Annotated in this window: 24 protein-coding genes; 13 read left to right on the top strand and 11 right to left on the bottom strand. The window is 45.6% G+C overall.

Annotated features, from left to right (window positions below):
* Nucleotides 1-225: 225 nt before the first annotated feature.
* Together VCHENC03_RS10470 and VCHENC03_RS10475 are read right to left on the bottom strand one after the other, a co-directional pair.
* Nucleotides 226-1425, bottom strand: a complete 1200-nt coding sequence (locus VCHENC03_RS10470) for an MFS transporter (protein ID WP_009706492.1) — start codon at nt 1423-1425, stop codon at nt 226-228.
* A gap of 138 nt (nt 1426-1563) precedes the next feature.
* Nucleotides 1564-2454, bottom strand: a complete 891-nt coding sequence (locus tag VCHENC03_RS10475) for a LysR family transcriptional regulator (RefSeq protein WP_009706491.1) — start codon at nt 2452-2454, stop codon at nt 1564-1566.
* 110 nt (nt 2455-2564) lie between these two features.
* On the opposite strand from VCHENC03_RS10475, the gene VCHENC03_RS10480 reads away from it, so the two are divergent.
* Complete coding sequence (locus VCHENC03_RS10480; RefSeq protein ID WP_009706490.1) at nt 2565-2873, top strand: monooxygenase; 309 nt, start codon at nt 2565-2567, stop codon at nt 2871-2873.
* 4 nt (nt 2874-2877) lie between these two features.
* The gene (locus tag VCHENC03_RS10485) at nt 2878-3255 is read left to right on the top strand and encodes a hypothetical protein (protein WP_009706489.1); all 378 of its coding nucleotides are present in this window, start codon (nt 2878-2880) and stop codon (nt 3253-3255) included.
* Between the two features lie 68 nt (nt 3256-3323).
* Here VCHENC03_RS10485 and VCHENC03_RS10490 read toward each other — a convergent pair whose 3' ends face one another.
* From VCHENC03_RS10490 to VCHENC03_RS10500, 3 genes are all read right to left on the bottom strand, one after another.
* On the bottom strand, nt 3324-5492 hold the full coding sequence (locus VCHENC03_RS10490) for a polysaccharide biosynthesis tyrosine autokinase (RefSeq protein ID WP_009706488.1): 2169 nt from the start codon (nt 5490-5492) through the stop codon (nt 3324-3326).
* A gap of 54 nt (nt 5493-5546) precedes the next feature.
* Nucleotides 5547-5984 (bottom strand): arsenate reductase/protein-tyrosine-phosphatase family protein, encoded by a 438-nt coding sequence (locus VCHENC03_RS10495; protein WP_009706487.1) that lies wholly within the window; start codon nt 5982-5984, stop codon nt 5547-5549.
* Between the two features lie 103 nt (nt 5985-6087).
* On the bottom strand, nt 6088-7206 hold the full coding sequence (locus tag VCHENC03_RS10500) for a polysaccharide export protein (RefSeq protein ID WP_009706486.1): 1119 nt from the start codon (nt 7204-7206) through the stop codon (nt 6088-6090).
* A 460-nt stretch (nt 7207-7666) separates the two neighbouring features.
* Here VCHENC03_RS10500 and VCHENC03_RS10505 point away from each other — a divergent pair, with 460 nt between their 5' ends.
* Nucleotides 7667-8566 carry a hypothetical protein gene (locus VCHENC03_RS10505; protein WP_009706485.1) on the top strand — a complete coding sequence of 300 codons (900 nt, stop codon included), beginning with the start codon at nt 7667-7669 and terminating at the stop codon, nt 8564-8566.
* A 78-nt stretch (nt 8567-8644) separates the two neighbouring features.
* Here VCHENC03_RS10505 and nfsA read toward each other — a convergent pair whose 3' ends face one another.
* Entirely contained in the window at nt 8645-9367 is a 723-nt protein-coding gene (nfsA, locus tag VCHENC03_RS10510; protein ID WP_009706484.1) for an oxygen-insensitive NADPH nitroreductase, read from the bottom strand.
* A 212-nt stretch (nt 9368-9579) separates the two neighbouring features.
* Here nfsA and VCHENC03_RS10515 point away from each other — a divergent pair, with 212 nt between their 5' ends.
* Nucleotides 9580-10221, top strand: coding sequence for a MarC family protein (locus VCHENC03_RS10515; protein WP_005437917.1), 642 nt, complete (start codon nt 9580-9582; stop codon nt 10219-10221).
* 183 nt (nt 10222-10404) lie between these two features.
* Nucleotides 10405-11277 (top strand): patatin-like phospholipase family protein, encoded by an 873-nt coding sequence (locus VCHENC03_RS10520; RefSeq protein ID WP_005437919.1) that lies wholly within the window; start codon nt 10405-10407, stop codon nt 11275-11277.
* A gap of 17 nt (nt 11278-11294) precedes the next feature.
* On the opposite strand, the gene VCHENC03_RS10525 is transcribed toward VCHENC03_RS10520, so the two are convergent.
* From VCHENC03_RS10525 to VCHENC03_RS10535, 3 genes are all read right to left on the bottom strand, one after another.
* On the bottom strand, nt 11295-11984 hold the full coding sequence (locus VCHENC03_RS10525) for a flavin reductase family protein (protein WP_009706483.1): 690 nt from the start codon (nt 11982-11984) through the stop codon (nt 11295-11297).
* Nucleotides 11985-12025: 41 nt separating this feature from the next.
* Nucleotides 12026-12526: a fasciclin domain-containing protein gene (locus tag VCHENC03_RS10530; protein WP_009706482.1), complete on the bottom strand. Its 501-nt coding sequence runs from the start codon at nt 12524-12526 to the stop codon at nt 12026-12028.
* 80 nt (nt 12527-12606) lie between these two features.
* The gene (locus tag VCHENC03_RS10535; protein WP_009706481.1) at nt 12607-14088 is read right to left on the bottom strand and encodes a cryptochrome/deoxyribodipyrimidine photo-lyase family protein; all 1482 of its coding nucleotides are present in this window, start codon (nt 14086-14088) and stop codon (nt 12607-12609) included.
* Between the two features lie 110 nt (nt 14089-14198).
* Here VCHENC03_RS10535 and VCHENC03_RS10540 point away from each other — a divergent pair, with 110 nt between their 5' ends.
* From VCHENC03_RS10540 to VCHENC03_RS10550, 3 genes are all read left to right on the top strand, one after another.
* The gene (locus tag VCHENC03_RS10540; protein ID WP_009706480.1) at nt 14199-14504 is read left to right on the top strand and encodes a DUF6482 family protein; all 306 of its coding nucleotides are present in this window, start codon (nt 14199-14201) and stop codon (nt 14502-14504) included.
* A 78-nt stretch (nt 14505-14582) separates the two neighbouring features.
* Nucleotides 14583-15971, top strand: coding sequence for a DUF1800 domain-containing protein (locus VCHENC03_RS10545; RefSeq protein WP_009706479.1), 1389 nt, complete (start codon nt 14583-14585; stop codon nt 15969-15971).
* 8 nt (nt 15972-15979) lie between these two features.
* On the top strand, nt 15980-17149 hold the full coding sequence (locus VCHENC03_RS10550) for a DUF1501 domain-containing protein (RefSeq protein WP_009706478.1): 1170 nt from the start codon (nt 15980-15982) through the stop codon (nt 17147-17149).
* A gap of 78 nt (nt 17150-17227) precedes the next feature.
* On the opposite strand, the gene trhO is transcribed toward VCHENC03_RS10550, so the two are convergent.
* On the bottom strand, nt 17228-18208 hold the full coding sequence (trhO, locus tag VCHENC03_RS10555; protein WP_009706477.1) for an oxygen-dependent tRNA uridine(34) hydroxylase TrhO: 981 nt from the start codon (nt 18206-18208) through the stop codon (nt 17228-17230).
* 465 nt (nt 18209-18673) lie between these two features.
* On the opposite strand from trhO, the gene VCHENC03_RS10560 reads away from it, so the two are divergent.
* From VCHENC03_RS10560 to VCHENC03_RS10575, 4 genes are all read left to right on the top strand, one after another.
* The gene (locus VCHENC03_RS10560) at nt 18674-20932 is read left to right on the top strand and encodes a ribonucleoside-diphosphate reductase subunit alpha (RefSeq protein WP_009706475.1); all 2259 of its coding nucleotides are present in this window, start codon (nt 18674-18676) and stop codon (nt 20930-20932) included.
* 52 nt (nt 20933-20984) lie between these two features.
* Nucleotides 20985-21917: a ribonucleotide-diphosphate reductase subunit beta gene (locus VCHENC03_RS10565; protein ID WP_009706474.1), complete on the top strand. Its 933-nt coding sequence runs from the start codon at nt 20985-20987 to the stop codon at nt 21915-21917.
* A 25-nt stretch (nt 21918-21942) separates the two neighbouring features.
* Nucleotides 21943-22185 (top strand): glutaredoxin family protein, encoded by a 243-nt coding sequence (locus tag VCHENC03_RS10570; protein WP_005529518.1) that lies wholly within the window; start codon nt 21943-21945, stop codon nt 22183-22185.
* Nucleotides 22186-22416: 231 nt separating this feature from the next.
* Complete coding sequence (locus VCHENC03_RS10575) at nt 22417-22905, top strand: GNAT family N-acetyltransferase (RefSeq protein ID WP_005441955.1); 489 nt, start codon at nt 22417-22419, stop codon at nt 22903-22905.
* Between the two features lie 100 nt (nt 22906-23005).
* Here VCHENC03_RS10575 and VCHENC03_RS10580 read toward each other — a convergent pair whose 3' ends face one another.
* Nucleotides 23006-24301 carry an alpha/beta fold hydrolase gene (locus VCHENC03_RS10580; RefSeq protein ID WP_009706472.1) on the bottom strand — a complete coding sequence of 432 codons (1296 nt, stop codon included), beginning with the start codon at nt 24299-24301 and terminating at the stop codon, nt 23006-23008.
* 253 nt (nt 24302-24554) lie between these two features.
* On the opposite strand from VCHENC03_RS10580, the gene VCHENC03_RS10585 reads away from it, so the two are divergent.
* The gene (locus tag VCHENC03_RS10585; RefSeq protein ID WP_009706471.1) at nt 24555-25721 is read left to right on the top strand and encodes a D-alanyl-D-alanine carboxypeptidase family protein; all 1167 of its coding nucleotides are present in this window, start codon (nt 24555-24557) and stop codon (nt 25719-25721) included.
* Nucleotides 25722-25827 lie beyond the last annotated feature (106 nt).

Below are 25827 nucleotides of genomic sequence, written 5' to 3'. Positions count from 1 at the left end.
AGTTAAAAAGAAGGTAAAAATAGATTGTTCCTGCTAACGAAAGCAGGGAAGTTGAGTTGCCATGAACCGAGTTCTTTCCGCGAGTGTTGGATGCTTTAGGCTTGAGCTGTTTCAATGGTATGTAATCGAAATGGGTATCGCAACTTAGAATCATCTAAACAAGCAAAACTGCCTTTGATCTCACATAAAAAGCCCCAACGTTTAAGTTAGGGCTTTAAAGACTGTTTATGAAAGCTCAGCGCAGGCTGATTGCTGAACTTGCTTGTTTTCTCGCTTATCTAACGCGCCGCTTAAGCGAGTCAATAGAAGTGCTGAGATAACGACTACACCACCGACCCATGGTGTATTCATTAATCCTGCTCGCTCTACGATCAAACCGCCACTCCATGAACCGAGCGCAATACCTACGTTAAAGGCGGCGATGTTCAAACCTGAAGCAACATCAACGGCATTAGGTGCGTATTTTTCTGCCAGTTTTACTACGTAAACCTGTAGTCCTGGTACGTTACCGAAAGCGAAAGCACCCCAAACCAAAATAGTAATCACAGCAGCAATTGGGTTGTATGCGGTAAAGTTGAGCACAAACAAGATTGCGGCTAAGCCAGCAAAGATGATCGTCAGTGCTTTTACGGGGCCAAATTTGTCTGCCATTTTGCCGCCTTGGATGTTACCCACCGCGACAGAAACACCGTACACCAGCATGATCAAGCCAACCGCACTCGCTTCAAAGCCGGATACCTGCTCCAAAATTGGCGCAAGATAAGTGAACGCGGTAAAGGTGCCGCCGTAACCTAGCGCAGTAATCGCATAAACCAATAGCAAGCGAGGTTGGGTGAGTACTTTTAGCTGATCTTTTAAAGAAGCCGTCGCGTCTTGCTTTAAGTTGTTCGGAACAAGTAAAGCGCTACCGACTAAGGCAATCAAACCAAGAATGGCCACAATTAAGAATGTGGTTTCCCAACCAAAATGTTGCCCGATGTAAGTGCCTAGAGGTACACCAGTCACTAGTGCGACCGTTAAACCAGTAAACATAATCGCAATAGCACTAGCGGCTTTTTCTTTGGAGACCAAACCAGTTGCGATGGTCGAGCCGATAGAGAAGAACACACCGTGAGCCAAGCCCGTTAAAATACGTGCGGCAATTAGAGTGTTGTAACCTGGAGCTTGCCAAGCTAACAGGTTACCGACAACGAACAAGCCCATCACAGCGAGAAGCACGTGCTTGCGATTCATCTTGCTCGTAAGTGCAGTTAAAACGGGCGCGCCAATAGCCACGCCTAATGCGTATAAACTCACCAGCAAACCTGCAGAAGGTAAAGAAACGTTAAGGTCTGCTGCCATGGTTGGAATTAATCCAACGATAACAAACTCAGTTGTCCCTATCGCAAAGGCGCTTAGGGTTAATGCTAATAATGCGATTGGCATAATTTACTCTCTCATTTTGTTCAAGCGCACGTCTCAGATGCGCTATCAGTGAGGGAGAGTATGAGGAAATCATCCTTTGCGAAAAATAGCACTTAATACAAATGACTTTTGTGGTTTTAACAACAGTCTTATGGCCAGCTAAATGCGGTCGTTTGCACTATTCAGCAGTGCTTGATAAAGAGCTAGTGTGGCTGGTCCGCTCTTCGCGCCTTTTGGCAGCGTGAGGTGCAGTGCGACTTGATATTGGTTTGAGTGTTCAAGGTCTAATACCTTGATGCCTGCACTGTGGCGGTATTCGACGAGATGTTTAGGGAGTCGACAAAAGCCAACACCTTGCTCTACCGCTCGAAAAGCGTGGTCGAAATTGTCCACCGTGATTCTTTGGCGCGCGCGCAGCCAGCCCACGTCTCGTTTCGCCTTGTCTGATTCACCAAGATCTCGAACCACAATTTGGCTGGTGGTCGCAAAGTCCACCAATGAAACGTGCTCTTTCTTTGCCAATGGGTGCTCAACTGCAATAACGGGCACCATGGTTGTTGTGCCAAATGCTTCGGCTGGGTGGTTGGTGATAGGAAGATTGATAATGGCGATATCTGCTATCTCATTGACCACCATATCAGTGGTTTTACTTAGCGAAGTTTCCACGACCTGAACGGAGGTAGTGCTGTTTTGTGCCAAAAATTCACTAAGTGGTGCATACAGCCAACTTGGATCGCACAGGTGATCGATAGCTACCGTAATTTGCGACTCTACACCGCTATTTAGCTGTTCACTGATCATTTCAAGTTCACGAGCTTGTTCGAGCATAGATTGCGCGCGGCGTAACATCGTCTTGCCGTGTTCGGTTAATCCAGCCTTTCGACCTTTCACTTCTATCAGTTTGATGCCCAGTTGGTCCTCGAGCTTTTTCACTGAATAGATCAGCGTAGTGTGGCTTTTATTGAGCGTCACTGCGGCTGACTGAATACTTCCAGCTTGTTCAATCGCTTGTAATGTTTGCCACTGCTCTAGGGTTGTTTTGAGTCTCATTGGTCAGTTTTTTCGACAAGTAATGACAAAATTATGAACTTTTTTGTCAGTTTTATAAAGGTAATAATCCTCTCATCGAAAGCGAGTCAAAAAAGAAGAGGAGACTCAAGATGGCGAAATTACTGCAAGTTGATTTTGAATTTCATGGCCCATTTGGTGAAGAGATGTCGAACGCACTGGTAGACCTAGCTCAGTCAATTAACCAAGAGCCAGGCATGAGTTGGAAAATCTGGACGGAAAGCGAGAAAGACAAACTTGGCGGCGGCATCTATCTTTTTGAAGATGAAGCAACGGCGCAAGCTTATCTCGAAATGCACACTGCTCGTTTGAAACAGATGGGTGTTGAAGAAGTAAGAGGGCAGATATTTGATATCAATACGCCACTGAGCACTATCAACCAAGGTCCAATCGGAGAGTAACATTATGACTAACCGCACTTTTCTAACCGTTCATGGCGTCATTTATACGTTATTTGCTTTTGCGCTGTTTTTTGTTCCGACCATGATGTGGCCGATGTATGGCGTACAAATTAACGACCAATATGCGTTGTTTTTATCGCAGCACACGTCGATCTTTTTAGGTGGGATTGCTGCGGTCAGTTTGATGTTGCGTGACGTTGAATCTGGCAACACGGCGAAACAACTGTTCAAAGCTTTGCTGGTCACGAATCTTTTAGGCGTGGTGATCACCACTTACGCTGGCATTATAGGCGTGTTCGTTGGTTTTGGTTGGAGTGACCCTGCTTTCTTCTTGCTATTGAGTGTGCTCACTTTTATTCAATGGAAGAAACAATCAGAATAAAAACGGTTCCTGCAGCACAAATAAAAAAGCCCCGCGATATAGCGGGGCTTTGTGTTTTTAGCTAGATGTTACTCACTTTTATAGCTGTAGTTGTAGTAACCGTAGCCATATCCGTAAGAGTTTGATGCCTTCTTCTCGACTGCGTTCAGAATCACGCCTTTTACCTCTACGCCTGATTGTTCAAATCGGCCTTGGGCTACTTCAATCTCTTTCAATGTCGTCTGGTCAAAACGAGCAACCATCAAGGTTGTACCTGCTAGCGCGCCAACAATACTCGGATCCGTTACAGCAAGCACTGGTGGTGTATCGATAATAACCAAGTCATATTTTTCTGACATCGCTTCGATGAAGTCTTTGAAGCGTGGGTGCATTAGTAGTTCTGACGGGTTTGGTGGTACTTGGCCGCGAGTGACAACATCAAGGTTTTCAATTGATGTTTCTTTGATGATGTCATCGGCGGTTACTTTACCACTTAGGTGGTCTGATAGGCCGTTGTCCCAACGCAGACCAAAACATTGCTGTAAGTAGCCTTTACGCATATCCGCATCGATAAGCAGAACTTTTTGACCTGTTTTCGCAGCAACAGCCGCAAAGTTGGTAGAAACAAATGTTTTACCGATAGACGGAGCAGGGCCTGAAATCATCAAGATGTTATTTTTTGCTTCCATCATTGCGAAGTGCAAACTTGTGCGAAGGCTACGAAGTGCTTCAATAGAAAGGTCTGCAGGGTTTGCTTCAGCCAGCAGAACAAGTTCTTTATTCGCTTTACCTTTATTGCGTTTCAGTTTACTTGCGAATTCAAGTTGTTGAATAGACTTCGGTACACTCGCGTATACAGGCATACCCATTTGTTCGATTTGGTCAGGTGTTTCTACGCCGCGATGGAAAGCCGCGCGAATAAGAACGAACGCTACACCTACCATACCACCAAGCAATGTGGCTAATACAACAATCAGGGCCTTCTTCGGTTTAATTGGTTTAGAGAATGACTGCGCACTGTCTAGAATACGTACGTTACCAACGGTGCCTGCTTTAATAATGTTCAGTTCTTGAACCTTGTTTAGAAGCTGGATGTAAATTTGTTGGTTTACTTCAACGTCACGTGTCATACGAAGTACTTCACGTTGTGTTTTAGGCAGTTTTTGTACTTGTTTGTTTAAGCGTTCTTTCTCTTTTAGAAGTGTTTGGCGCTTATCGAGAAGCGACTTATACGCAGGGTGGTCTTGAGTAAAGCGTTGGCTGATTTCACTTTCTTTAAAAGTAAGCTCATTCAATTGTGCTTCTAACTCAACCATTACTTTCAGTGTTGATTGCGCTTCAAGGCCAAGGTCAATAGATTCGTTCTCTTGACGGAATCGGTTCAAGATATCTTCCGAAGCAGTCAGCTTGACTTTGATGTCTGGCAGGTGACCCTTTAAAAACTCTAGGCTTTGTTCTGCTTCTGCAGAGTTACGCTGAACGTTCTGTAAGAAGTAATTTTGACTAACATCATTCAAAATAGCTTGGATACGAGCACGATCTTCGCCGGAGAAGCTTAAAGATATAATTCCGGTTTGCTTGCCTCGTTCACTGATAGACAAGTTTTGTTGAAGCTGGTTGATTGCATCAAGCTTACTGATTTTGCTAACGGTGAAGGTAGCGCCATCTTGGGCAAACATCTCATTTGCCATAAATTGGTAACCGTCTTTGTCGATCAATTCACCAACTTTACCTTCCAGAACCACGCGGCCATCATTTTGAAGCAGTTTGAACGTTTTTTGTTCTGCATCGAGCACTTCTAGCGTGTGTGGGATGCCGACCGCATATGATGGGATGTTAAAGCGCGAAACAGAAAGGCGGTTTTGTTCACCTTGAAGGCGAGCAAGTCCTTTACCAATGAAAGGTAGGTAGTTTGGGGTTACCACGGTGGTTAAGTTGAATTTATCAACGGTATCCCCAAGGATCATACGTGACTTGATGATCTCAATCTCGGTCGTTGCAGATGATTCGGCAGAAAATAATTCGCCCATATCACCAACCATTGCTGAAATGCCACCTGAGCTCTTCTTCTCAATTTGAATAAGTGCGTCAGCTTTGTATATGGGTGTCGATAGAATGGCAACACCGACACCTACAACAGAGAATAGGAAGACGGTACATAATATAAACCACTTGGCATCAAGGATGATCCCAAATAGCTTCCCCAAATCGATTTCATCGTCGACTTGACGTGATTGCTTAATAGTTTGTGTTGTCATTACATTAACTTCTTAAATACCTTGCCATAGGCGTTTGAAAATGAGCCTTTCGGCTTATAGTTTTTTAGTCCAAGCTTGTGCCGCTTCATCTATGAGAGCATAAGCGTGGTCGAATGCTTCTTTGCTCTGGCGATATGGATCGGGTATGTTCTTTCCAATCCACTGGCCAAACAACATTGTTTTGCCGCGAGCTTCTGGAGCAATCTTGGTTAAGGCTTCTTGGTGGCCTTTCTCCATGACTAAAATCAGATCATATTGTGCACATAACTCAGGGGTTAATTGCTGGGCGCAATGCCCTTCTAAACTTATTCCGTGTTCAAGTGCAACTTTAGTTGCCATTTCATCAGCAGACTTGCCAGTTAAGTGGCTTTTTTCTACGGCAATACCAGCAGATGCCACTTTTTTACTTGGCAAAAGAGACTGTAAAAGTCGCTCTCCTGTTGGTGAACGACAGATATTACCTACGCAAACCACTAAAATGTTAGAAAACAAATTCTTTTCCTTTCTAAGTGAACAAATGTTACGAATAACGTTCGCTGCTTAAAAATTGATGTTTTTAGAGGGAGTTAAATTACTCCCTCTAGACATATTCGGTTTAAGGCCAGTTGCGGATACGCAGTGCGCCTTCCGTCAATTCGTTGAAGCCAGAAATAGTTGGTACTAACTGTGCAATAACGCGGTTCCAACGGCTAATTGGTGCTGCCGTGACATAAACGATATCGTAAGGGTTTAAGTCAAATTCGGTACCAATCACAAGTGCAGAGGCATCTGACACATCGAGCTGGTAGATATCAGCCATCTTAGATTCTTCTTTTGAACGACGGATGACAAAAACGCCAGTTGCGTCAGCTGAGATTTGGCTAATGCCTCCGACGTTACTTAACGCTTCTGTTAGGCTCATACCCGCACGGTCGATCTTGAGTAGCTTTGGATCGTTAACTTCACCCATCACAAATACTTTTTGTGCGTCATTGCGCGGTACGTGAACAATATCACCCGATTGAAGTAGGCGGTTCTGAGTGAGATCGCCTTGTTGCATTAATGCATAAAGAGAAACGTCCTGAACTTCACCGCCACGCGTTAATGTTGCGTTGCGCCAATCTGCATCTTGTGCCAGACCGCCTGCACGGTTAACCGCATCAAGAAGGGTTAGTGGGATGTTTGTGATGGCTTGTTGTCCTGGTTTGTTTACTTCACCAGTTACATAGGTTTTCTTTGAACGAAAAGCCGCGACGCTCACATCAACTTGTGGGCTTTCAATATACTTAGCTAGGCGCTTTGCAATGTCTGTTCGAATTTGACGAACGTTTTTACCTTCAACTTCTACAATACCGATGTACGGATAAAAGATGGTGCCATCTGCATGAACCCAGTTACCAGCTTCGGCAGAGCTACGGTAAGAACCAGCTGGGATAGTAAGCTCTGGATGATCCCAAATAGTAATGTTCAGAATGTCACCAGGACCAACGACGTACTCGTACTTAGCGATCTCGATGTCGAGTTCTGGGTTAGGTTTAGAAAATGGTTCTGCTGTATTTAAAGAACTGACGCGATCTAACGTTAGGGGATAAACCGTGACTTGAGACTCAATGTCTGTTGCTTCGGTAGTCATTACCGTTTTGTCACTGGTGGAAAGGTGGCTGCCAGGTACGGTACACCCAGCTAGAACGATTGGAAGAAACGTAATCCCCAAAACTTTGTTAAATTTATTCATTGGTTTCTAGCTACCGAAAGAAAATTTGCCGACTGAAATTGGTTCACTTTTTGTATGACGTGAGTACGCCTATAAATAGCGTTTCTCTCATCGTCTTTAGCCTTTATAAAACGATTCCATTCAGTATTATTTATGTAATAAATGCTCCAAAAACGCACTTGACGATTCAGAGTCCTCATTTTTATTTATGAAGGTTGAAAATCTGACCATCAAAAAATAGACAACTATTATCCATCTTGTTGCAATGAAGGCAACCAGAACCTTAAAAAATACTGACAAATACCTGACAAAAATGGGGCTATCTCAAGTTAATAGTGAAAATGCGCCGTTTTGCACATGAAAACAACTATTAATGTGAAAAAACTCATACCAAAGTTTTATGCATCCTATTTACACTATATGCAACTGCCGTTATGCTTTCCGATGCGGTCGGATATAACAAAAAATATTGGAGCTAATTTTGAAAATCAAACTTTTAACGGCAAGTGTGGCGGCGGTGCTACTGGCTGGCTGTGGTAGTGACAGCGACCCTGTAGTGAAAACCTATTCAGTTCAGGCTTACGATCCAGCAGTTATTGACATGAAAGTGACATACACATGTGGCGATCTTACAGGTGAGGCGGATGAGTTAACGACAAACTACAAAGGCATGGTTGGTCAAGCTCGTATTAGCCACATTGATGTAGTGACAGCACCACACGAGTGTGAATTTGTACTTAGTCCTACAGCGACAAGTCGTGACTCGTCTAACGGCAAACCAATCACAACGGAATACACCATTCCTCAAGGTTTAGCACAAGTAGATGGCCTAGTTACGGGTTCTCCGTTTACTACGCTTATCGCTGGCTCTCTTGCAGAAGGTGAAGTTTACTCTCCTGAGGTTGCAGAGAAAGTGTTCTCAGACCTTGGTATTGATATCAATGCAATCGGTGTTTCTGTGGATGAACTTCTACTGAACACTGAACAAGTGGTTCAGGATCTGCAAGAGCAGGGCGATGACGATGCGTCGGCTATCGCTACACAGCTAATCGCAACAGCAAACGTTGTTTCAGATGTCATCAAGGCGAACCCAGACGCGTCACCTGAGGCAATTTCTGTAGCTGCTAAAGCAATCACTGAAGAAGTCATTGCTGCAAACCCTGCTTACCCGCTAAGCGAAACTGGTGATGTGATTTACGTAGAGATCCCAGCAGAAGATACGCAACAGGTAGTTGGTGATGTGCAAGATGCTATCGACGCTGGTACTCCTGTTGAAGATATCAAACCTGACGTACCAACTATCCCTGATCCTGAAGTAGGTGAACCTATCGAACCTGAAGATCCACCGGGTGGTGGCACAGGCGGTACTGGCGGTAACTAATCGTTAGGAACAAATTGATACTAAAGGCCTCATCCGAGGCCTTTTTTGATCTTTCGGTCGATTAAACGATCTTTCTCATTATCGTTTAGCCAACCCCTTACTATTTAGATAAGGCAGGATGTGCGGGCGAGACTCACCAGATAGCTTTCCGGCTGTTTCTTGTGACCATGCGCTCTGTTTTTGATTGCTTGTGCGGCTCGCGTAGTACTCTTGCATGGTTTGATCGTAGGTTTGTACATCGTCTACATTCAGCGCTTGGTATTGGTTTTCGTGGACAATAACGTTAACGGGTAAGCGTGGTTTTACCTCAGGGTTTTGATCTGGATGACCCAAACACATACCAAACAGGATAGCGGCGTTTTTAGGCAAACCGAGTAGCTCATCGACTTGTGCTGCACTGTTTCTTAAGCCACCAATGTATACGCCACCTAACCCCATAGACTCGGCAGCTAACAAACAGTTTTGAGCCATGATGCCGGAATCTACAGCGCCAATCAGGGTCAGTTCAGTAAAGTCGGCTTGAACGTCTGGGTTGATGGTTGTGTGACGCTGGTAGTCAATGCAAAACACCAAAAATTCTGCAGCACTTTCAACGTAAGCCTGATTGCCAGCGTATTGTGCTAGCAGTTTGCGCTTCTCTGTGTCTGCCACGCGAATGATAGAGACCACCTGAAGCATGCTAGAAGAAGAGGCGGCTAATCCAGATTGGAGAATCGTTTGTAGTTGTTCACTTGCAATAGGCTCAGAGGTGAACTTACGAATAGAGCGATGACCGAGAATGGTTTCAATCGTACTGTTCATGATCAATCAACTTCCTTAGTTTGTTCTTAGTATTGGCTGAATCTTCACCATAACGCTATTTATATTGAGCGTAAACTAGCATGCGCTCCAAACCGTGGCGATGAGCAAAAGGTGAGGCGCTTGGAAAGTACAGTGAACATAAAGTGACGTTATTTATAAAGTTGGGTATATAATGATTTTTAATAATCAATAACTTACCAAATGTAGAAAACATGAAAGAACTGATACTTCATACTGTCACTGTATTCATGGGCTTTTTTGCCATCATGAACCCAATCGCAAACATCCCTATCTTCTTAAGCCTGACAGCGGATGAAGACAAGCAAACCGTGCGCTCCATTGCGTTTCGCTCTGTGTTTATCGCTTTTGTTATCGTTGCAGTGTTCGCTATTGCAGGCAAAGTCATTTTTGACCTATTTGGTATTACTCTTTACGCACTGCGCATTACTGGCGGTATCTTAGTATTCCTTATTGGTTTCCACATGTTGCAAGGGGAATCGACACACAAGAAGACCAAGGAAAAGGCTTACTCACCGGAGCAAGAACAAGCCGCGTTGAGCATTGCCGTTTCACCATTAGCCATGCCGATATTGGCGGGGCCAGGAACACTTGCGACGGCGATGAACTTTGCAACAACGGGTGGAATCACCGAAACCATCATTACCATTGCTTCATTCGCAGTCCTTTGCGTGATGACTTATGTTCTGTTTTTGTTTGGTGACAAGTTAGTGAAAGCTGTTGGTCCAAGCGCACTGAATGTGATCACCAAAATGATGGGTTTGATTCTTGCGGTGATTGGCACACAGATGTTTATTGAAGGTGCTGCCGAGGCATATAAAACCGTCTTTGCGTAATCTCTGATTTGAACGACTGAAAATCCACATCAACGCTTTGGTTGATGTGGATTTTTTGATCCTAAGTTTCCACTTAAAGAGCAAGAAACACATAGACTTCGCCTATCTCAATAATAAGAATAACCGATTGTTGCTGTAGCACGAATTTCAGTAATCTTTTTAACGTCTTTATTGGGGGGAAACATGGCAACAAAAGCAATCGTAGTCGAGGGTGGTGCAATGCGTGGCGTCTTTGCCAGTGGCGTATTAGATGCATTCTTAGAGCAAGACTACAAACCATTTGATTTTGCGATTGGCGTATCAGCCGGGGCTTCAAATTTGATCGGTTATCTAACTGATTATCCGCACCGTAGCATCAACGTCATTACTAAATTAGCAACCAGCAAACGCTTTTTCGATCCTACCCGCTTTTTGAAAGGTGGAGATTTGATCGACGTGAAATGGTTATTTGAAGAGTCAAATCGTTTGTACCCAGTCGATGAAGCGAAACTGTTTGAAGGCATTCCTTTCTTAGCGGCAACGACGAACATCAATACAGGTAAAGCGGATTACTATCGAGTGAATCGTCATAACTTCCACAACGCGATGGAAGCAACAACCGCTCTGCCTATTGCTTACAAACATACTCCGTGTTTCTCCGGCGGTTGTTATACAGATGGTGGTGTAGCAGATTCCATTCCTGTACGAGAAGCTTACCGTCGTGGTGCTCGTGATATCACGGTTGTTCTTTCACATCCTTTGGCTTATGAGAAAAAGCCAGTGAAGACGCCTTGGTTAATGAAGAAGTTGTTCGCTGAACATCCACAAATGGCAGAGGCAATGCTTCATCGCTCAGAGAACTATAATGAGTCGCTTGAGTTTATTCGCAACCCTCCCAAAGGAACGCGTGTTCGCGTGGTTGCTCCGCCAGATGAATTCAACGTTCAGCGATTGTCTATGCGTCAATCTGTCTTGCTCGAAGGCTATGAAATGGGGTTGGAAGCAGGACGCGCTCACCTTACCAATCGGGCTGGTGAACACGGCTTGGACAGAGAAAACTGCCATTTTTGTATTTAGTTCTTGAGTATGAGGAGTTAGTCCAAATCGACTTCAAGCGCTCCCCAAGATGAAGGTTCTCCTTCTCTTGTTAAGGGGAACAGACGAGAGTCAGGTTTGGCATAACTTAGTCGATGCAGTCGTTGTGTTACGTGGTAGCTGTCTAGCCCAGAAATAGTCACCAAGTCGAGCAGTTCCAAATCAAGATAACCATCTGGCATAATCGCTCTTTCTGGTGCGTGCACCATTAACACTTCACCAATCAACATCTCAGTTTGATTGCTCTCAATCTTGATGTGTTCTTTCAAAGCTAGGCCCATCTTGAGGTTACTTTCGAGGACAAAAGGCGCAGGAAATACATCATCGTAATAAGGTGTCAGGCCTACTGCTTCGAACTCTGAGATGTGCTTTGGGTAGCGCGCGGAGGTTTGATGGGCTTTTTGCACAAAGTCGACACCGATAGCGTTGATGGTGAAATGCTTGGTATCGAGGATGTTTTCTAGCGTGTGACGGCGACTTTTACGTGGACGAACGATAAAGCCGAATAGAGGTGGATGCGAACCCAAATGTACCACCGAGCTCACCACAGCAAGGTTCTCTTGTCCCTGCCTGTCCCTTGTGCCGATGAGGTTAGCGCTTTTGTATCCCGCTAGAGAGTTAATCAATCGGGTGCGTTGGCGTTGCTCCATAGCTTGAATGTCGTGCTTCGAGAGTTTGATGTTTTCCATATCCTTGAAAGGGGCGGGTGAGCCCGCCCTCCTTGTTGATTTTATTTCGGCATGATGACTTCATCAATTACATGAATCACACCATTCTTTGCTTTGACGTCGGTGGCAATCACGGTAGCGTTATTGATCATCACTTTATCGCCCATGGTTTTGATCATCACGTCTTGCCCTTGGACTGTCGTCGCTTTATCCATTTTCACTACGTCTGCGGCCATTACTTTGCCCGGAACCACATGGTAAGTAAGAATCGCGACCAACTTGTCTTTGTTATCTGGCATCAGCAACATATCAACCGTGCCATCTGGAAGCTTAGCAAATGCTTCGTCAGTCGGTGCAAACACCGTAAATGGGCCTTCACCTTTCAGTGTATCCACTAAGCCTGCGGCTTTGACTGCTGCTACCAGAGTATTGAAAGAGCCATTTGCAACAGCCACATCAACGATGTCTTCTTTCATCATTCCGTGTTCGTGGGCTTTTGCTGGCAGTAAAAATGAAAAGGTGGCAAACAAAACCGTGGTCGTAACCAAAATACGTTTCAACATAGTGCATTCCTTTAGTTGTTTGGGGACCGCTCGCTCCCTGATAAAAGTCCCTGTTTGTACGCACGCTTCTTTCTAGGGGATCAACTGGCTTTCTTTTTGTTCGTAGGCCGAACGTGTTGTGCCAAAATTCTCGCTCCTTCTACTTTCACTTCTGTGCGTTTGCGCCATGCCCACAATCGCTCTCTTGCTGCTTTTGCGCTTGCCTCTACATTTACGACGGGCGCGAGATATCGGGAATCGGGATCCAGTTGGTACATGACGGTTTCCATCGCGGTCATTTTCCATGGTTCAAACAACAAGGGCGTGGGAACCATTGCAAGTTCTGGGATCCATTTATGAATGAACTCACCGTCAGCATCGTGCTCTTGTGCTTGTTTCGTCGGATTGTAGATGCGAATCGTATTGGTGCCAGTCACACCTGCTTGCATCTGAAATTGTGGGTAATGGATTCCCGGTTCAAAGTCGAGGAACAACTGAGCTAAGTGGGTCACGCCATCGCGCCAATCCATGTTCATATGATGCGTTAAAAAGCTCACTAACATCGCACGCATGCGAAAGTTGATGTATCCGGTGTGATGAAGACAGCGCATACACGCATCGATGAGTGGCATCCCGGTTGTGCCTGACTTCCAAGCGTCCAAGAGTGTCTCATCTCTGACGCTTGCTTGCTGTAATAAAGGTTCATAAGCCCTATTGACACAACGAAACTCCATTTCGCATTCGGATTCAAATTTCTGCATAAAGTGACAATGCCAATGCAATCTCGAAGACAGTGCTATTAAGCTGCGACGAAACCCAGCCACTTGCCAATGTTGCAGCAGGTATTGGTACACTTCTCGAAGCGATATATTGCCCCATGCAAGATAGGGAGAGAGGCGAGTGCATGCAGTTCGAGATGCCGTCGGGCTGGAAATACTTCGGTAATAATCTCGTCCCCGACGTTGAAAAAAGTCTTCCATGGTTTGCCAAGCGAGCGAACTTCCGCCCGTTTGCATGCCTTTTATTTTTTCCAACCAAGAGGGTGGGGGCGTAAACGAATAACCAAGAGCTTCGGCATCGAGGGTAACAAGAGAAGCACTTTCAAGGTCTATATCTTCAATCTCTGCTCGCATAACCGTATCCCAATGCTTATCCCAGCCGAGTCGGTCTATTGCTCCTCGAATAACGGCGCCATGTTCAAATTCGCGCCACGGAACCCCTTGTGATTGAAGCCATTCTGATACTTGTTTATCTCGTTCAAACGTACAATCCAATCCGATTTCTTGGTGGGAGAAAATAGCATTGATGTTGAACTGGTTCTGAATCGCGCTGAGGCAATCTATTACGCTACCCGACATTACGGACACTTGATGGCCACGAGCCGAGAGTGTTTCGTTCATATCTTGGAGTGATTGCCAAATAAAACGCCAGTGACGAGCAGAGTAATGTGGGTCATCCAGTAACATGGGTTCGACAATATAAAGCAGCACAGTTGGATGTTCTGAAGATAAAGCGTGTTGTAAAGGCGTATGATCGGTCAGGCGTAAATCGCGTTTTAACCACACTAAGTTGATTGTTTGCATTGTGCCCCTCGCTTGTTTTTTCGATTTCTACGTATTTGCGGGGCATATTTCTCACTCAGTGATCGATTTTATTGATGTTGACGTAGAGGCACGGAGCAAGGAGGTGCTTTATGTCTATGCCACTCAGTAAATTGGAAAAATTCTTCTATATCGACAAGCTTGTTATCCACTCTCTCGATCTCGCTCTGTATCAAGTATCCGTCTTGGTCGATGGAGAGGAACACTTTGTTACCGACGATAAAGGCAAATTTTTAAGAGCGCATTCGATACTGGAGTTGCAAAAGCAATGTCGTCACTTGAAAGCGAAACAGCAGGTGCTTCGCCAACAAAGTGCCTATGACGAAATGGTTGGGCAGTCATCTAAAGATGGTACTAATGAATTAGAAGTTCCTCTGCGTGATAACCAGCTTTACTGACTGAGAAATAACCAAAAATTGAACTCGACGCCATGTGATGCTTGCTAGACTGACATAAAGCATCACACGGAATCGGCTATGCAGTATTACCCAACTCAAGACATTATCTCTGAGCAGCGGTTCGGCTTTGGGCCCCTTTATCAACACAGTTCGCCAAGTTTAGAAAAGCAACTAAGCAGTAAGACTTATTGGCATGAGGCAATAACCAAGTTGCCGAGTACAAACGAAGTGTTGTTAGAACTGAGAAAGCTCAATGACACCAAACGAGAGCTCAAACAATCCCCAACCAAAAAGCGTGAAGTACAAAAGCAAATCGGTGCGTTCTTTCGTGAGCAATATTTGCGACAAGTCGAGGCTCGCAACCAACAGACTTTGCACACCCCGTATGGATTTCAGGAACGCTTGATTCAATTTTGGAGCAATCATTTTGCCACATCGGCAGATACTCGAAAGGTGCGTCCGATTGTGGCTAGCGTTGAAAATGAAGTGATTCGAGCACACTGGAATGGCAACTTTGTTGAGATGCTCTTAGCGGTGAGTCAGCACCCAACCATGCTGATGTTTCTGGATAACAACTTGTCGGTAGGACCGAACTCCAAACAAGGGCTGAAACAGGGTAAAGGGCTCAATGAAAATCTCGCGCGAGAAATCATGGAGCTGCACACGCTTGGTGTTGATAGCCAATATACACAACAAGACGTGATTGAACTGTCAAAAGCCATTACTGGCTGGAGTGTTGGATTTAAAGCGCCAAAAGTTGGTTTCCAATTTAATTCAAGAACCCATGAACCAGGCTCGATAACTCTGCTTGGCAAGCGTTACTCTCAACAAGGTATTGAACAAGGACGAGCGTGTTTGAGAGATCTTGCGCTTCACCCTGATACCGCAAAACATATTGCACGTAAGTTGGCACAGCATTTCCTAGGACCTTCCGGTGAAGCCTTGATTGAACCGCTAAGCCAAGCTTATCTAAAAGGTAAAGGGGATTTGCTTCCGGTTTATCTATTGTTGATTCAAAGCGCTTTGAGCCAATCGGCAGAGGCGGTGCGTTTTCGCAATTCTCAAGAGTGGTTATTCGCGGTTTTGCGCAGTGCTGATGTCCGTTTTCCTGAATCGAATGACATGCAAATGAGCAAGTCGGGGAATAAATTACTCGGTGCGCAAAGAAGCTTAGGTCAGCCTCCTTTTATGGCGGGTTCTCCTGCTGGTTGGCCAGATAAAGACGCAGATTACAACAGTCCTTCGGCGCTAACTCAGCGGTGGCAGTTAGCGAATCGAATCGCTCGGCTGGCGGTGAAAAGTGCCAAGTCCCAAGGTGTGAAACCACAAGCTTTTGTCGAGCAAGTTAGCCAACAGCTCTACGGCAATGCGTTGGACGAACACACAAGGTTAGTGATGAACAAAGCCCCATCTGCAGAGATGAAGCTTTCTCTACTTTGGCTTAGCCCGCAATTTCAGTATCGATGAGGTGAGTGATGACAATAGATAAACATACGAACTTAACATCGACTCGTCGACAATTCTTGAAATCCGCTTTAGCCGTGGGCGCAACAAGCTTGTTGCCTAATGCAGTCTTTGCTCAATCTAGCTCTCCAAATATCTTTGTTTGGATTACGCTACGTGGTGCGATGGATGGATTAAACGTTGTGGTTCCTTATGCTGATAAGCAGTATTTAGCTCTCCGTCCGACGATTGGGTTAGCAACAGAAAAACTGAATAAACTCGACGATTTTTATGGTTTGCATCCGGCGATGAAAACCAGCTTCGAGTGGTATCAAAATAAGCAGTTGGCGATGGTTCACGCTTGTGCCACCGCGTATCGTGAGCGCTCTCATTTTGATGGGCAAAAAGTCTTAGAAAATGGTACAGACAATCCGTTACATCGTGATGGGTGGTTAAACCGGTTGCTACAACTGGATGCGAAGTCGAAAGGTTTGGCAATTGATTCAGGGTTACCTTTGATTGTTCAAGGAGAGAAGGCGGTCAGCAGTTGGTATCCAAACAATTTGCAAGCGAGAGACAGCCAAGTGGAGCTGCTAGAGGCGTTGTTTCAAAGTGATGAGAAGCTCGCGAGTAATTTTGAAGAAGCGTTGAAGATTGAAATGATGTCGAATCGTAATCGTCCCGGTAAGCAGTTTCCTGTGTTGGCGTCTCAAGCGGGAGCTTTTCTCTCTGCTGAAGGTGGTCCTAACATTGCGGTATTGGAACTGGGCGGGTGGGATACTCATGCAGGCCAAGGTGCAGAAACAGGAAGGTTAGCCAATCAATTGCGTAAATTGGATAACGGTCTTGCCAACCTAAAGAAAGCGTTAGGGGATAACTGGTCGAAAACCGTCGTGATGGCGGCAAGTGAATTTGGACGCACCGCAGCGGAAAACGGAACCAAAGGCACCGATCATGGAACAGCAAACGCCATGTTTATTGCTGGTGGAGCCATCGAAGGAGGCAAAGTGTTGGGAGAATTTCCGGGGCTTGCCCAAGCTGAACTCTATGAAGGGCGAGACTTAGCCCCTGCGAATGATATGAGGGCGGTGATCAAAGCCGTTCTACAGCAACACATGAGCATAGAATCGAGTGCGCTAGAAAGCGTATTTCCTGACAGCGGCTCAGATAAAGCTTACGCAGGTCTTATCAGAACATCTTAGTTTTTACCTTCCAACGATAACAAAAACGCCCCGTCTCCAAGCCAGAAGCGGGGCGTTTGTGTTTAATGTGTTTGAATCTTACGCTCGTTTGCGCTGTGCGTCTTTCTTCGCCAGTTTTTCTGCACGTCGCTGCTCACGTTGTTTGGCACTTTCACCACCGACGTGTTGTTCGCCACGAACCGCTGCTAACGACACTTGCTTTTCACGTTCGCGGAAGCGCGCTACTTGCTCGTCACTGTGTTTACCAAAACATTTCGGGCAACTTACGCCTTGCTCAAACTGCTCTGATTGTTTGTCTTCTTCTGTGATTGGCAATCGGCAAGCATTACACAAGTCGTAGTCCGCTTTTTCTAGCTGGTGGTTCACCGCAACGCGACCGTCGAATACGTAACAATCGCCTTCCCACAAGCTTTCTTCTTCTGGTACTTCTTCAAGGTATTTCAGAATACCGCCTTCTAGGTGGTATACCTCATCAAAGCCCTGTTCTTTCATGTAAGCGGTCGACTTCTCACAGCGAATACCACCCGTACAGAACATCGCGACTTTTTTGTGTTTCTCTGGGTCCATGTTTTGTTTTACATAGTCAGGAAACTCGCGGAACGTGTCCGTATTTGGGTTAACTGCACCTTTAAATGTTCCGATCTCAATTTCATAGTCATTACGAGTATCAACCACAAATACTTCTGGATCAGCAATCAGATCGTTCCAATCTTGCGGCTTCACGTAAGTACCAACCACATGGCGAGGATCGATGCCTTCAACGCCCAGTGTCACGATCTCTTTCTTGAGTTTTACCTTGGTGCGGTTAAACGGCTGAGTGTCTGAGTACGACTCTTTGTAAACAATACCCGTAAGGCGAGGCTCGGCATTTAGCCATGCAAGCAGTGTATCAATACCTTCGCGTTTCGCTGCAACCGTACCGTTAATACCTTCACTCGCCAGTAGCAACGTTCCATGTACACCGTGGGCTTCCATTAGGGCAAGCAATGGCTCGCGTAACTCTTGGTAGTTTTCCAGTTCCACAAATTTATACAGGGCGCAGACAACATACTGACTCATGATTATTCCTTACTTTAAAAGGTCGATGGTTCGACGACTCGATACCTAACAATTTTAGCGGCTCGGAGTATACCTGAGTAATTTAGTCGGAAATACGGACAAACTATGCGGATATTTTTAGTCATGTTTCCCCGGCGTTTTTTTCAACAAATTTCAGCGCGTAGCATTGGAAGTTAAAGGGTATGAAAATTTGAACCAGATCACATTTATTATTCATTTCTAGAAATGAACTAAGTTAATGAAAATTAAAGCTTTGTGGAAAACTTCATCACTTTATCACGTTTGCGGTGCTTGCCTCTAATTGCAGTTCCTGTCGAGCTTGGTGTCGGTGTCAATATTTTTCCTTACCCACTCCATCTTCAGTTCTAACTTTTAAAAAACTTGCTTGTAATGATAACTATTATCATCTAGATCTATTGCGTACATATGGTGCTCAACATTTAAACTACACACAAGATATAGATTATGGACGTTATAAAACGAGATGGACGGAAAGAAAAAGCCAGTCTAGATAAGGTGACTCGAAGAGCCGAAGCGCTGGCTGATGGACTAAAAGTTGAACCTATTGCGGTTGCACAACACGTGGTAAGCGGTTTATACGACGGCATTAAGGTGACGGAAATCGATGTATTCCTCGCTGAAACGGCAGCAAGCCTTGCGACGGAACACCCTGATTATGCCAAGCTTGCGGCTCGCGTGATGGTGAGTTCTCTGCAAAAAGAAACCAGCGGATACGCCACTGCAACACGTGAGCTCTCTGAAATCGGTATTCTTTCCGATGCTTACGTCGACTTTGTTGCCAAGAATCAGTTTGCGCTCGAAGAGATGATTGACTACAAACGTGACTATCAGTTTGATTACTTCGGCTACAAAACTCTCGAACGTTCCTACCTATTGAAAGTAAAACGCGTGGTGGTTGAACGACCACAAGATATGTTCATGCGTGTGGCAGTCGCTGTCGCGGGTGACGATCTTGAAGAAATTAGAGAGCTATACGATTTGCTCAGCCTTGGTTACTACACCCACGCCACGCCAACGTTGTTTAATGCTGGCTGTAAGATGCAGCAACTGTCTTCGTGTTTCCTATTAGCGATGCAAGAAGATTCCATCAACGGCATTTACGACACCCTCAAAGATTGTGCGCTGATTTCTAAATCGGCGGGTGGCATTGGGCTACACATCCACAATATTCGAGCGACGGGTGCGCCAATTATTGGCACTAATGGTGTGTCGAATGGCATCGTGCCAATGCTCAAAGTCTTCAATGAAACCGCTCGCTATGTCGACCAAGGTGGCGGTAAGCGTAAAGGCTCGTTTGCGGTTTATCTGGAGCCTTGGCATGCGGATATCGAATCCTTCCTCGATTTACGTAAAAACCACGGCAAAGAAGAGTTCCGCGCACGTGACTTATTCCTCGCTCTATGGGTGCCAGACTTGTTCATGGAACGTGTCGAAAACGACGCGGAATGGACTCTGTTTAGCCCACACAATACCAAAGGTTTGTCTGATTTATACGGTACTGAATTTACTCAGAAGTACCAAGAATACGAGCGTATGGGCTTGGGCGTGAAGACCATCAAAGCCCGCCAGTTGATGACGCAAATCATTGAGTCGCAAGCCGAGACGGGAACACCGTACATGCTCTACAAAGATGCGTGTAATGAAAAGTCGAATCAGAAAAACCTCGGCACCATCAAATCGAGTAACTTGTGCGCAGAGATCATGGAAGTCTCAACGCCAGATGAAACGGCGGCTTGTAATTTGGCGTCCATGGCACTGCCTAAGTTCGTTACAGACACGGGGTTTGATTTCGACAAACTTCACCAAGTCACCAAAGTCGCGATTAAGAACCTCGACCGCGTTATCGATGTGAACTATCACCCAACCGATAAGATTGAAAAATCGAACCACGCGCATCGTCCTGTTGGTTTGGGTATCCAAGGTTTGGCGGATGTGTTTTTCAAAATGCACCTTCCATTCGATAGCGAAGAAGCATTGCAGCTTAACCGTGACATCGCGGAAACCATGTATCACGCCTCCCTTGAAGCGTCTTGTGAAATCGCGGCGCAAAAAGGCGCGTACTCCAGTTATGACGGCTCACCGATCAGTCATGGTCAGCTCCAATTTGATCTGTGGGGTGAACAACCAAGCAGCCGCTGGGATTGGTCACAGCTCAAGCGCCAAATCGCAGAGCATGGTGTGCGCAACTCGTTACTGATTGCTCAAATGCCAACGGCGTCGACAGCGCAAATTTTAGGCAACAACGAAGCGTTTGAAGCGCAAACCAGCAATATCTATAAACGCCAAACATTGTCGGGTGAGTTCATCATCATCAACAAACATCTGGTGAGCGATCTGGAACAGCGTGGTCTTTGGACGAGCAAAATCCGTGACGCCATTATTCTTAATAACGGCTCAGTACAAGGCATCGATGCCATTCCCGACGATCTTCAATCCGTGTATCGCACCGTGTGGGAAATCTCTCAGAAAGTGATCATTGATATGTCGGCAGCTCGTGCCCCGTTTGTTTGCCAATCGCAGAGCCTCAACTTATGGCTCGCATCACCAACGTTCGCCCAAATCAATGCGATGCACTTCTACGCGTGGAAACGTGGTCTGAAAACCGGCATGTACTACTTGCGCTCTAAGCCATCGACGAATGCGGTGAAAGTCACCGTTGGTCAGCAAAGCGAAGATGAAGATTGCCTAAACTGCGGCGCATAAACCTATCTCGTCAATTAAAAAGATTCACATCAACCGAAAGTAAGGAAACGGTATGATTGTTAAAAACAAATTTAGCTTGTTCCCCATTCAATACGAAGAGATTTGGCAAGCGTACAAAACTCACGAAGCGGCTTTCTGGACGACAGAAGAACTCGATTTCGCTCAAGATCTTGCTGATCTTGCCAAGCTGACCGAAGGCGAAAAGCACTTCATTCGACATGTGTTGGCGTTCTTTGCTCAGAGTGAAGGGATGATTAACGAGAACTTATTGACTCGATTTTATGGCGAAATTGAAATCGCAGAAGCGCGCTGCTTCCTTGCTTTGCAGGCATTTAATGAGGTCATTCACGCAGAGACTTACGCACTACAACTCGAAACTTACATTCCCGATGTTGAAGAGCGTGAGCGTTTGTTCAATGCGATTGAAAACGTCCCTACTGTGAAGCGTAAGGCGGAGTGGGTAATGAAGTGGATCTCTTCCGATAAACCATTGGCAATGCGTTTGATCGCCTTTGGCTTGGTGGAAGGCTTGTTCTTCGCTGGCAGCTTCTGCGCCATTTATTACTTCCGTAAACGTGGTTTGCTGGCAGGCTTAGCGGCAAGTAATGACTTAATCGCTCGTGATGAAGGGTTGCACTTTAGTTTCTCTGCGCTGCTATTCAAAACCTTAGGTCAAGGCAAGGTGGCACAACAAGAGTTTGAAGAGATTTGCCGAGAAGCGGTTTCAATTGAGAAGGAGTTTGTAACGGAAGCCTTACCAGTGGACTTGATTGGTATGAATGCTGAACTCATGTGCCAATATATTGAGCACACTGCTGATGTTATCGCTGGTTTGTTTGGTTTCAACCCGATCTTTGGTGCGGAAAACCCATTTGATTACATGCGTTTGCTGGACATGGAAGGAAAAACCAACTTCTTCGAAAAACGCGTTACTGAGTACAAACGACCTCAAGATCGCCAATTGAGTTTTGATGCGGATTTCTAACGGCAAGGAATAGCAGAGAAGAGTGATGAAAATAGAAATGTACAGCAAGGAGCAGTGCTCCCAATGTGAAACCGCAGCAATGTGGTTGCAAAATCAGGGCTTTAACGTGGCAACGCTCAAGTTGGATGTGGAATTTGACCGAGAAACCTTGTTCGAGTTATTCCCAACCGCAAGAAGCTATCCGCAGTTTATGCTTGATGGCGAACCCATTGGTGATTTCAGTCGCTTAAAATCGGCACTCGCTTTTGAGCAAAATGCCGCTTTCTAAATTAGGTCTTTAATCCCCTTTTATTGAGAAAAGGGGATTTTTATTTCCACTTAAATTTTGTGGATGTTCAAATTATCAGTAAAAACTCGTAAAACTGTTGAAAACGTACTCGACATAAATGGTCGAAATTTGTACTGTTGATTCGCTTCACATTCCTAAAACTTCTTATCCGATAATCAGTTGAAGCAAAGATCTGTGCTTGATACAGGTCGGTTGGCAAAGGAATTCAACATGCAACAGTTTCATATCAGAAGACTAAGAGAAGAAGACGTCCCACTGTTGAAAACGCTCTTGGTCGAACTCGACACTTCTCATTATAATGCTGAGCCAGATTTCTACCGTTCTCCGGAAGAAATGGCGCAGTTAAGGGAAGATCGCAACATCTTCGATAAATATTTTGATGGCAGCATCACGGCTTTTATTGCTTGTTCTAACCGACAGGTGGTTGGCTTTATTTCTGGCACCGTGCGAGAGGTCAACTCGATTCTCTCTCCAGAAAGACGCGTCGGTTATATCAATGAATTGGTGGTGTCTGAAAGCCATCGTAACTTAGGTATTGGCTTGTCTTTGATGGATAAAATCGAGAGCGATTTATGCAGCCAAGACATTGAAGAGCTCGGTTTAACCGTGGCGTCATTTAATCACGAAGGCGAAGATTTCTACCATAAGATGGGTTACCGCGTGATCACCAAAATGATGACTAAACGAGTCAAAGACTAGCGCTAGCTTAGACCTGAATCGAATCAAAAACGCCTCTCTATCTCGTGATAAAGAGGCGTTTTTCTATCTAGGTTTTTAGCGAATTCTGAGCGCTAGCCACTTATTTCAACGTTGCTGCGGTTTGTTTACCCATCGCAATTAACTTGTCGAGAATGCGCTCACCATCTGCGCGGAGACCGTTGTGCTCATATTCATTGGTGATCCATGCTTTCGAGTTCGGCATTGCAGCAAGTGTTTCACGGCTGATGTCCATTTCTACAAACATATCGTCGGCATAGACAGCGCAGCTTACAGGTACCTTATTGTTTGCCAGTTGCTGGGCATCGTATAACGGCGTCCAGTCGGCTTTCTCTGCCAGTAATTCCGCCGCTTCTTTCAGTGGCTTTAAGTTTTCGTATTGGTCGAACATCCAAGGGAAGACCATTTCGCCAGTGAAGTAAAACGGCTTACCTTGTTCGTAATTGAACGCATCATGCTCTTGGCGCACTCTGTGAGCGCTCCATTGAGAAGCAAACCCTTGGCAGTAAATCGACTCGTGCAAAATCGCGTAAATTGGATTGGTCTGGAAGTTTTGCTGCGCCAGCATGTCGTTGAGGAATTCATAACGAAGCTGAGGCTTACCGTTCACTTCAATCAAGGCACTTTCTAGCCAGTAGTAAGTTGGCAAGAAGGTGTCACTGACACCAAAGTTAATCCCAATTTGTTGGAACTGTTCGACAGTAAAACGCTGACCATTTGGCAGAAACTCTTCGTGCTCCAATAAGTGATTGGCAATGTTTTGGCACAGTTGCTGCGCTTGTGGGAATTGCTGGAAGAAGGCTTGGTTCTTCTCCATGGTGCGCTTAAAGGTTGCTTGATACACATCATCGGCATGACGAGAAACCGAAGGCACACCACCCGTGATGTAGCTTTGCAGCAGGCTGTTCGGGAACAGCGATAGATAAGTTAGTGAGCAGAAGCCGCCAAAGCTCTGACCCAAAATCGCCCACTGCTCAACACCAAATTGTTCACGGATAAATTCCGCATCGCGAACAATGTTGTCTGCGCGGAAGTGGCTTAAGTAGTCTGCCTGTTGCGTCGGTGTAAGGTGCGCAAGCGTCTGGTGATTAATCACGCTGCTGTTGCCAGTGCCGCGTTGGTCGAGCAGCAGTATACGATACTCACTCAGTGCGCGTTTTATCCAACCGTTGTTTCCGTTTGGACGAGGAGAAGGGAAGCCCGGACCGCCTTGAAAATACACTAACCATGGTTTGTCGGAGTCTTCATCGCCGACTAAACAAACGGAGCGAGCGAAGACGTTGATCGTGCCTTTACTTAGATCTTGGTAGTTCAGCGGCACGGTAAACGAGTGGGGCGTGTAATGCAGTCCTGCGTCTATAAATGATTGAGCGTTCATTGTTATGGTTTGTCCTTGTTTATAGTCGCTTTACGATATCGAATTCCTTATTAGAAACAATAGATTTGTTGTAAGAACTCGATTTTTGAAGCCGGAAAGGCAAGGAATGGCACTCAAAACAGAAACTCTTCGATCTTTCCGTGTTGGTATGCACTGAGTGAACTATGATCTGATAAGTGCAGTTTAGACATCACTGTTTTACCGTTTTTATGAAACGAGACATTTGGCGGTCATTGACCATGGAGGATGCTTGATGAACACGTCACTAACCCGAATCACGCTCGCTTGTTTATTACTACAGACCATAAGTGCCCCTGCATTGGCGGTCGTGACGCCGAATCCGCCTCAGTTGCAGGCAAAAGGCTATGTGTTAATGGACTTTCAGTCCGGTGCCATCATTGCGGAGCAAAACGCGCGTGCCGGATTAGCCCCAGCCAGTTTAACTAAGTTGATGACCGCTTACGTCGTAGGGCAAGAAATCAAATCCGGGCGACTCCAATGGGATGATAAAGTGACGGTGAGTGAGAACGCGTGGTCAGCCAAATTCCCAGATTCCTCAAAAATGTTTATCCAACCCAAAGATGAAATCACCGTCGCCAACCTAATGCGTGGTGTGATCGTTCAATCTGGTAATGATGCTTGTGTGGCGCTTGCTGAACATGTTGCCGGTAGTGAAGGGGCGTTTGTTGCGTTGATGAACGGTTGGGCAGATAAGCTCAGCTTGAACGATACCTACTTTGTTAACTCGCACGGTCTGGATAGCGAGGGCATTCAAACCTCTCCTAATGATATGGCGACGCTGATGCAATCCATCATCAATGACGTGCCTGAAGTCTATGCGCTTTATAGTGAGAAGGTATTTAAGTGGAACAAGATCACCCAATACAACCGAAATAAACTGTTGTGGGACAAATCGATGGATGTCGATGGCGGCAAAACGGGCTACACCAGCAATGCAGGGTACAGTTTGGTCAGTTCTGCAAAGCAAGGAAAGATGCGATTGATCTCGGTAGTGATGGGAACGCCAAGCAAACAGTCACGCATTAGCCAGTCTAAGAACCTGCTCAGTTATGGCTTCCGCTTCTATGACACCAAACAAGTGGCAAAACAGGGCGAAGTTCAGGCGAGTGCAAAAGTGTGGAAAGGCGATGTCAGTGAGATTGATTTGGGTTTTGCCCAAGATGCGTACCTGACGCTGCCTCGCTCTCTAACCGCTGGTTTAGATAAAAGCGTGGTCGTGAATGAGCCGCTGATTGCACCCATAGCAAAAGGGGATGTGGTTGGCAAAGTCGTGTGGAAGAGTGACGATAAAACTGTGGCGAGCTATCCGTTGGTAAGTAACCAAGCGGTGGAAGAGGGCTCGTGGATTGGGAAGTTATGGGACAGTTTAGTGTTGTGGGTGAAGTCACTGTTTAACTAGCGCAAGGGCGAGTTTCGCAATAGTGGTTTAAGTATTTCAGACAAAGAAAAGCAGCTCGAAGGTGAGCTGCTTTTTATAGTTGAGACGACTTTCGCGTTTATTGCGG

Source organism: Vibrio sp. HENC-03, from assembly GCF_000305755.2.
In the GTDB taxonomy this organism is placed as follows: domain Bacteria; phylum Pseudomonadota; class Gammaproteobacteria; order Enterobacterales; family Vibrionaceae; genus Vibrio; species Vibrio owensii.
The sequence above is the reverse complement of the archived record's forward strand: the minus strand, read 5'-3'. Positions and strand labels throughout refer to the sequence as shown.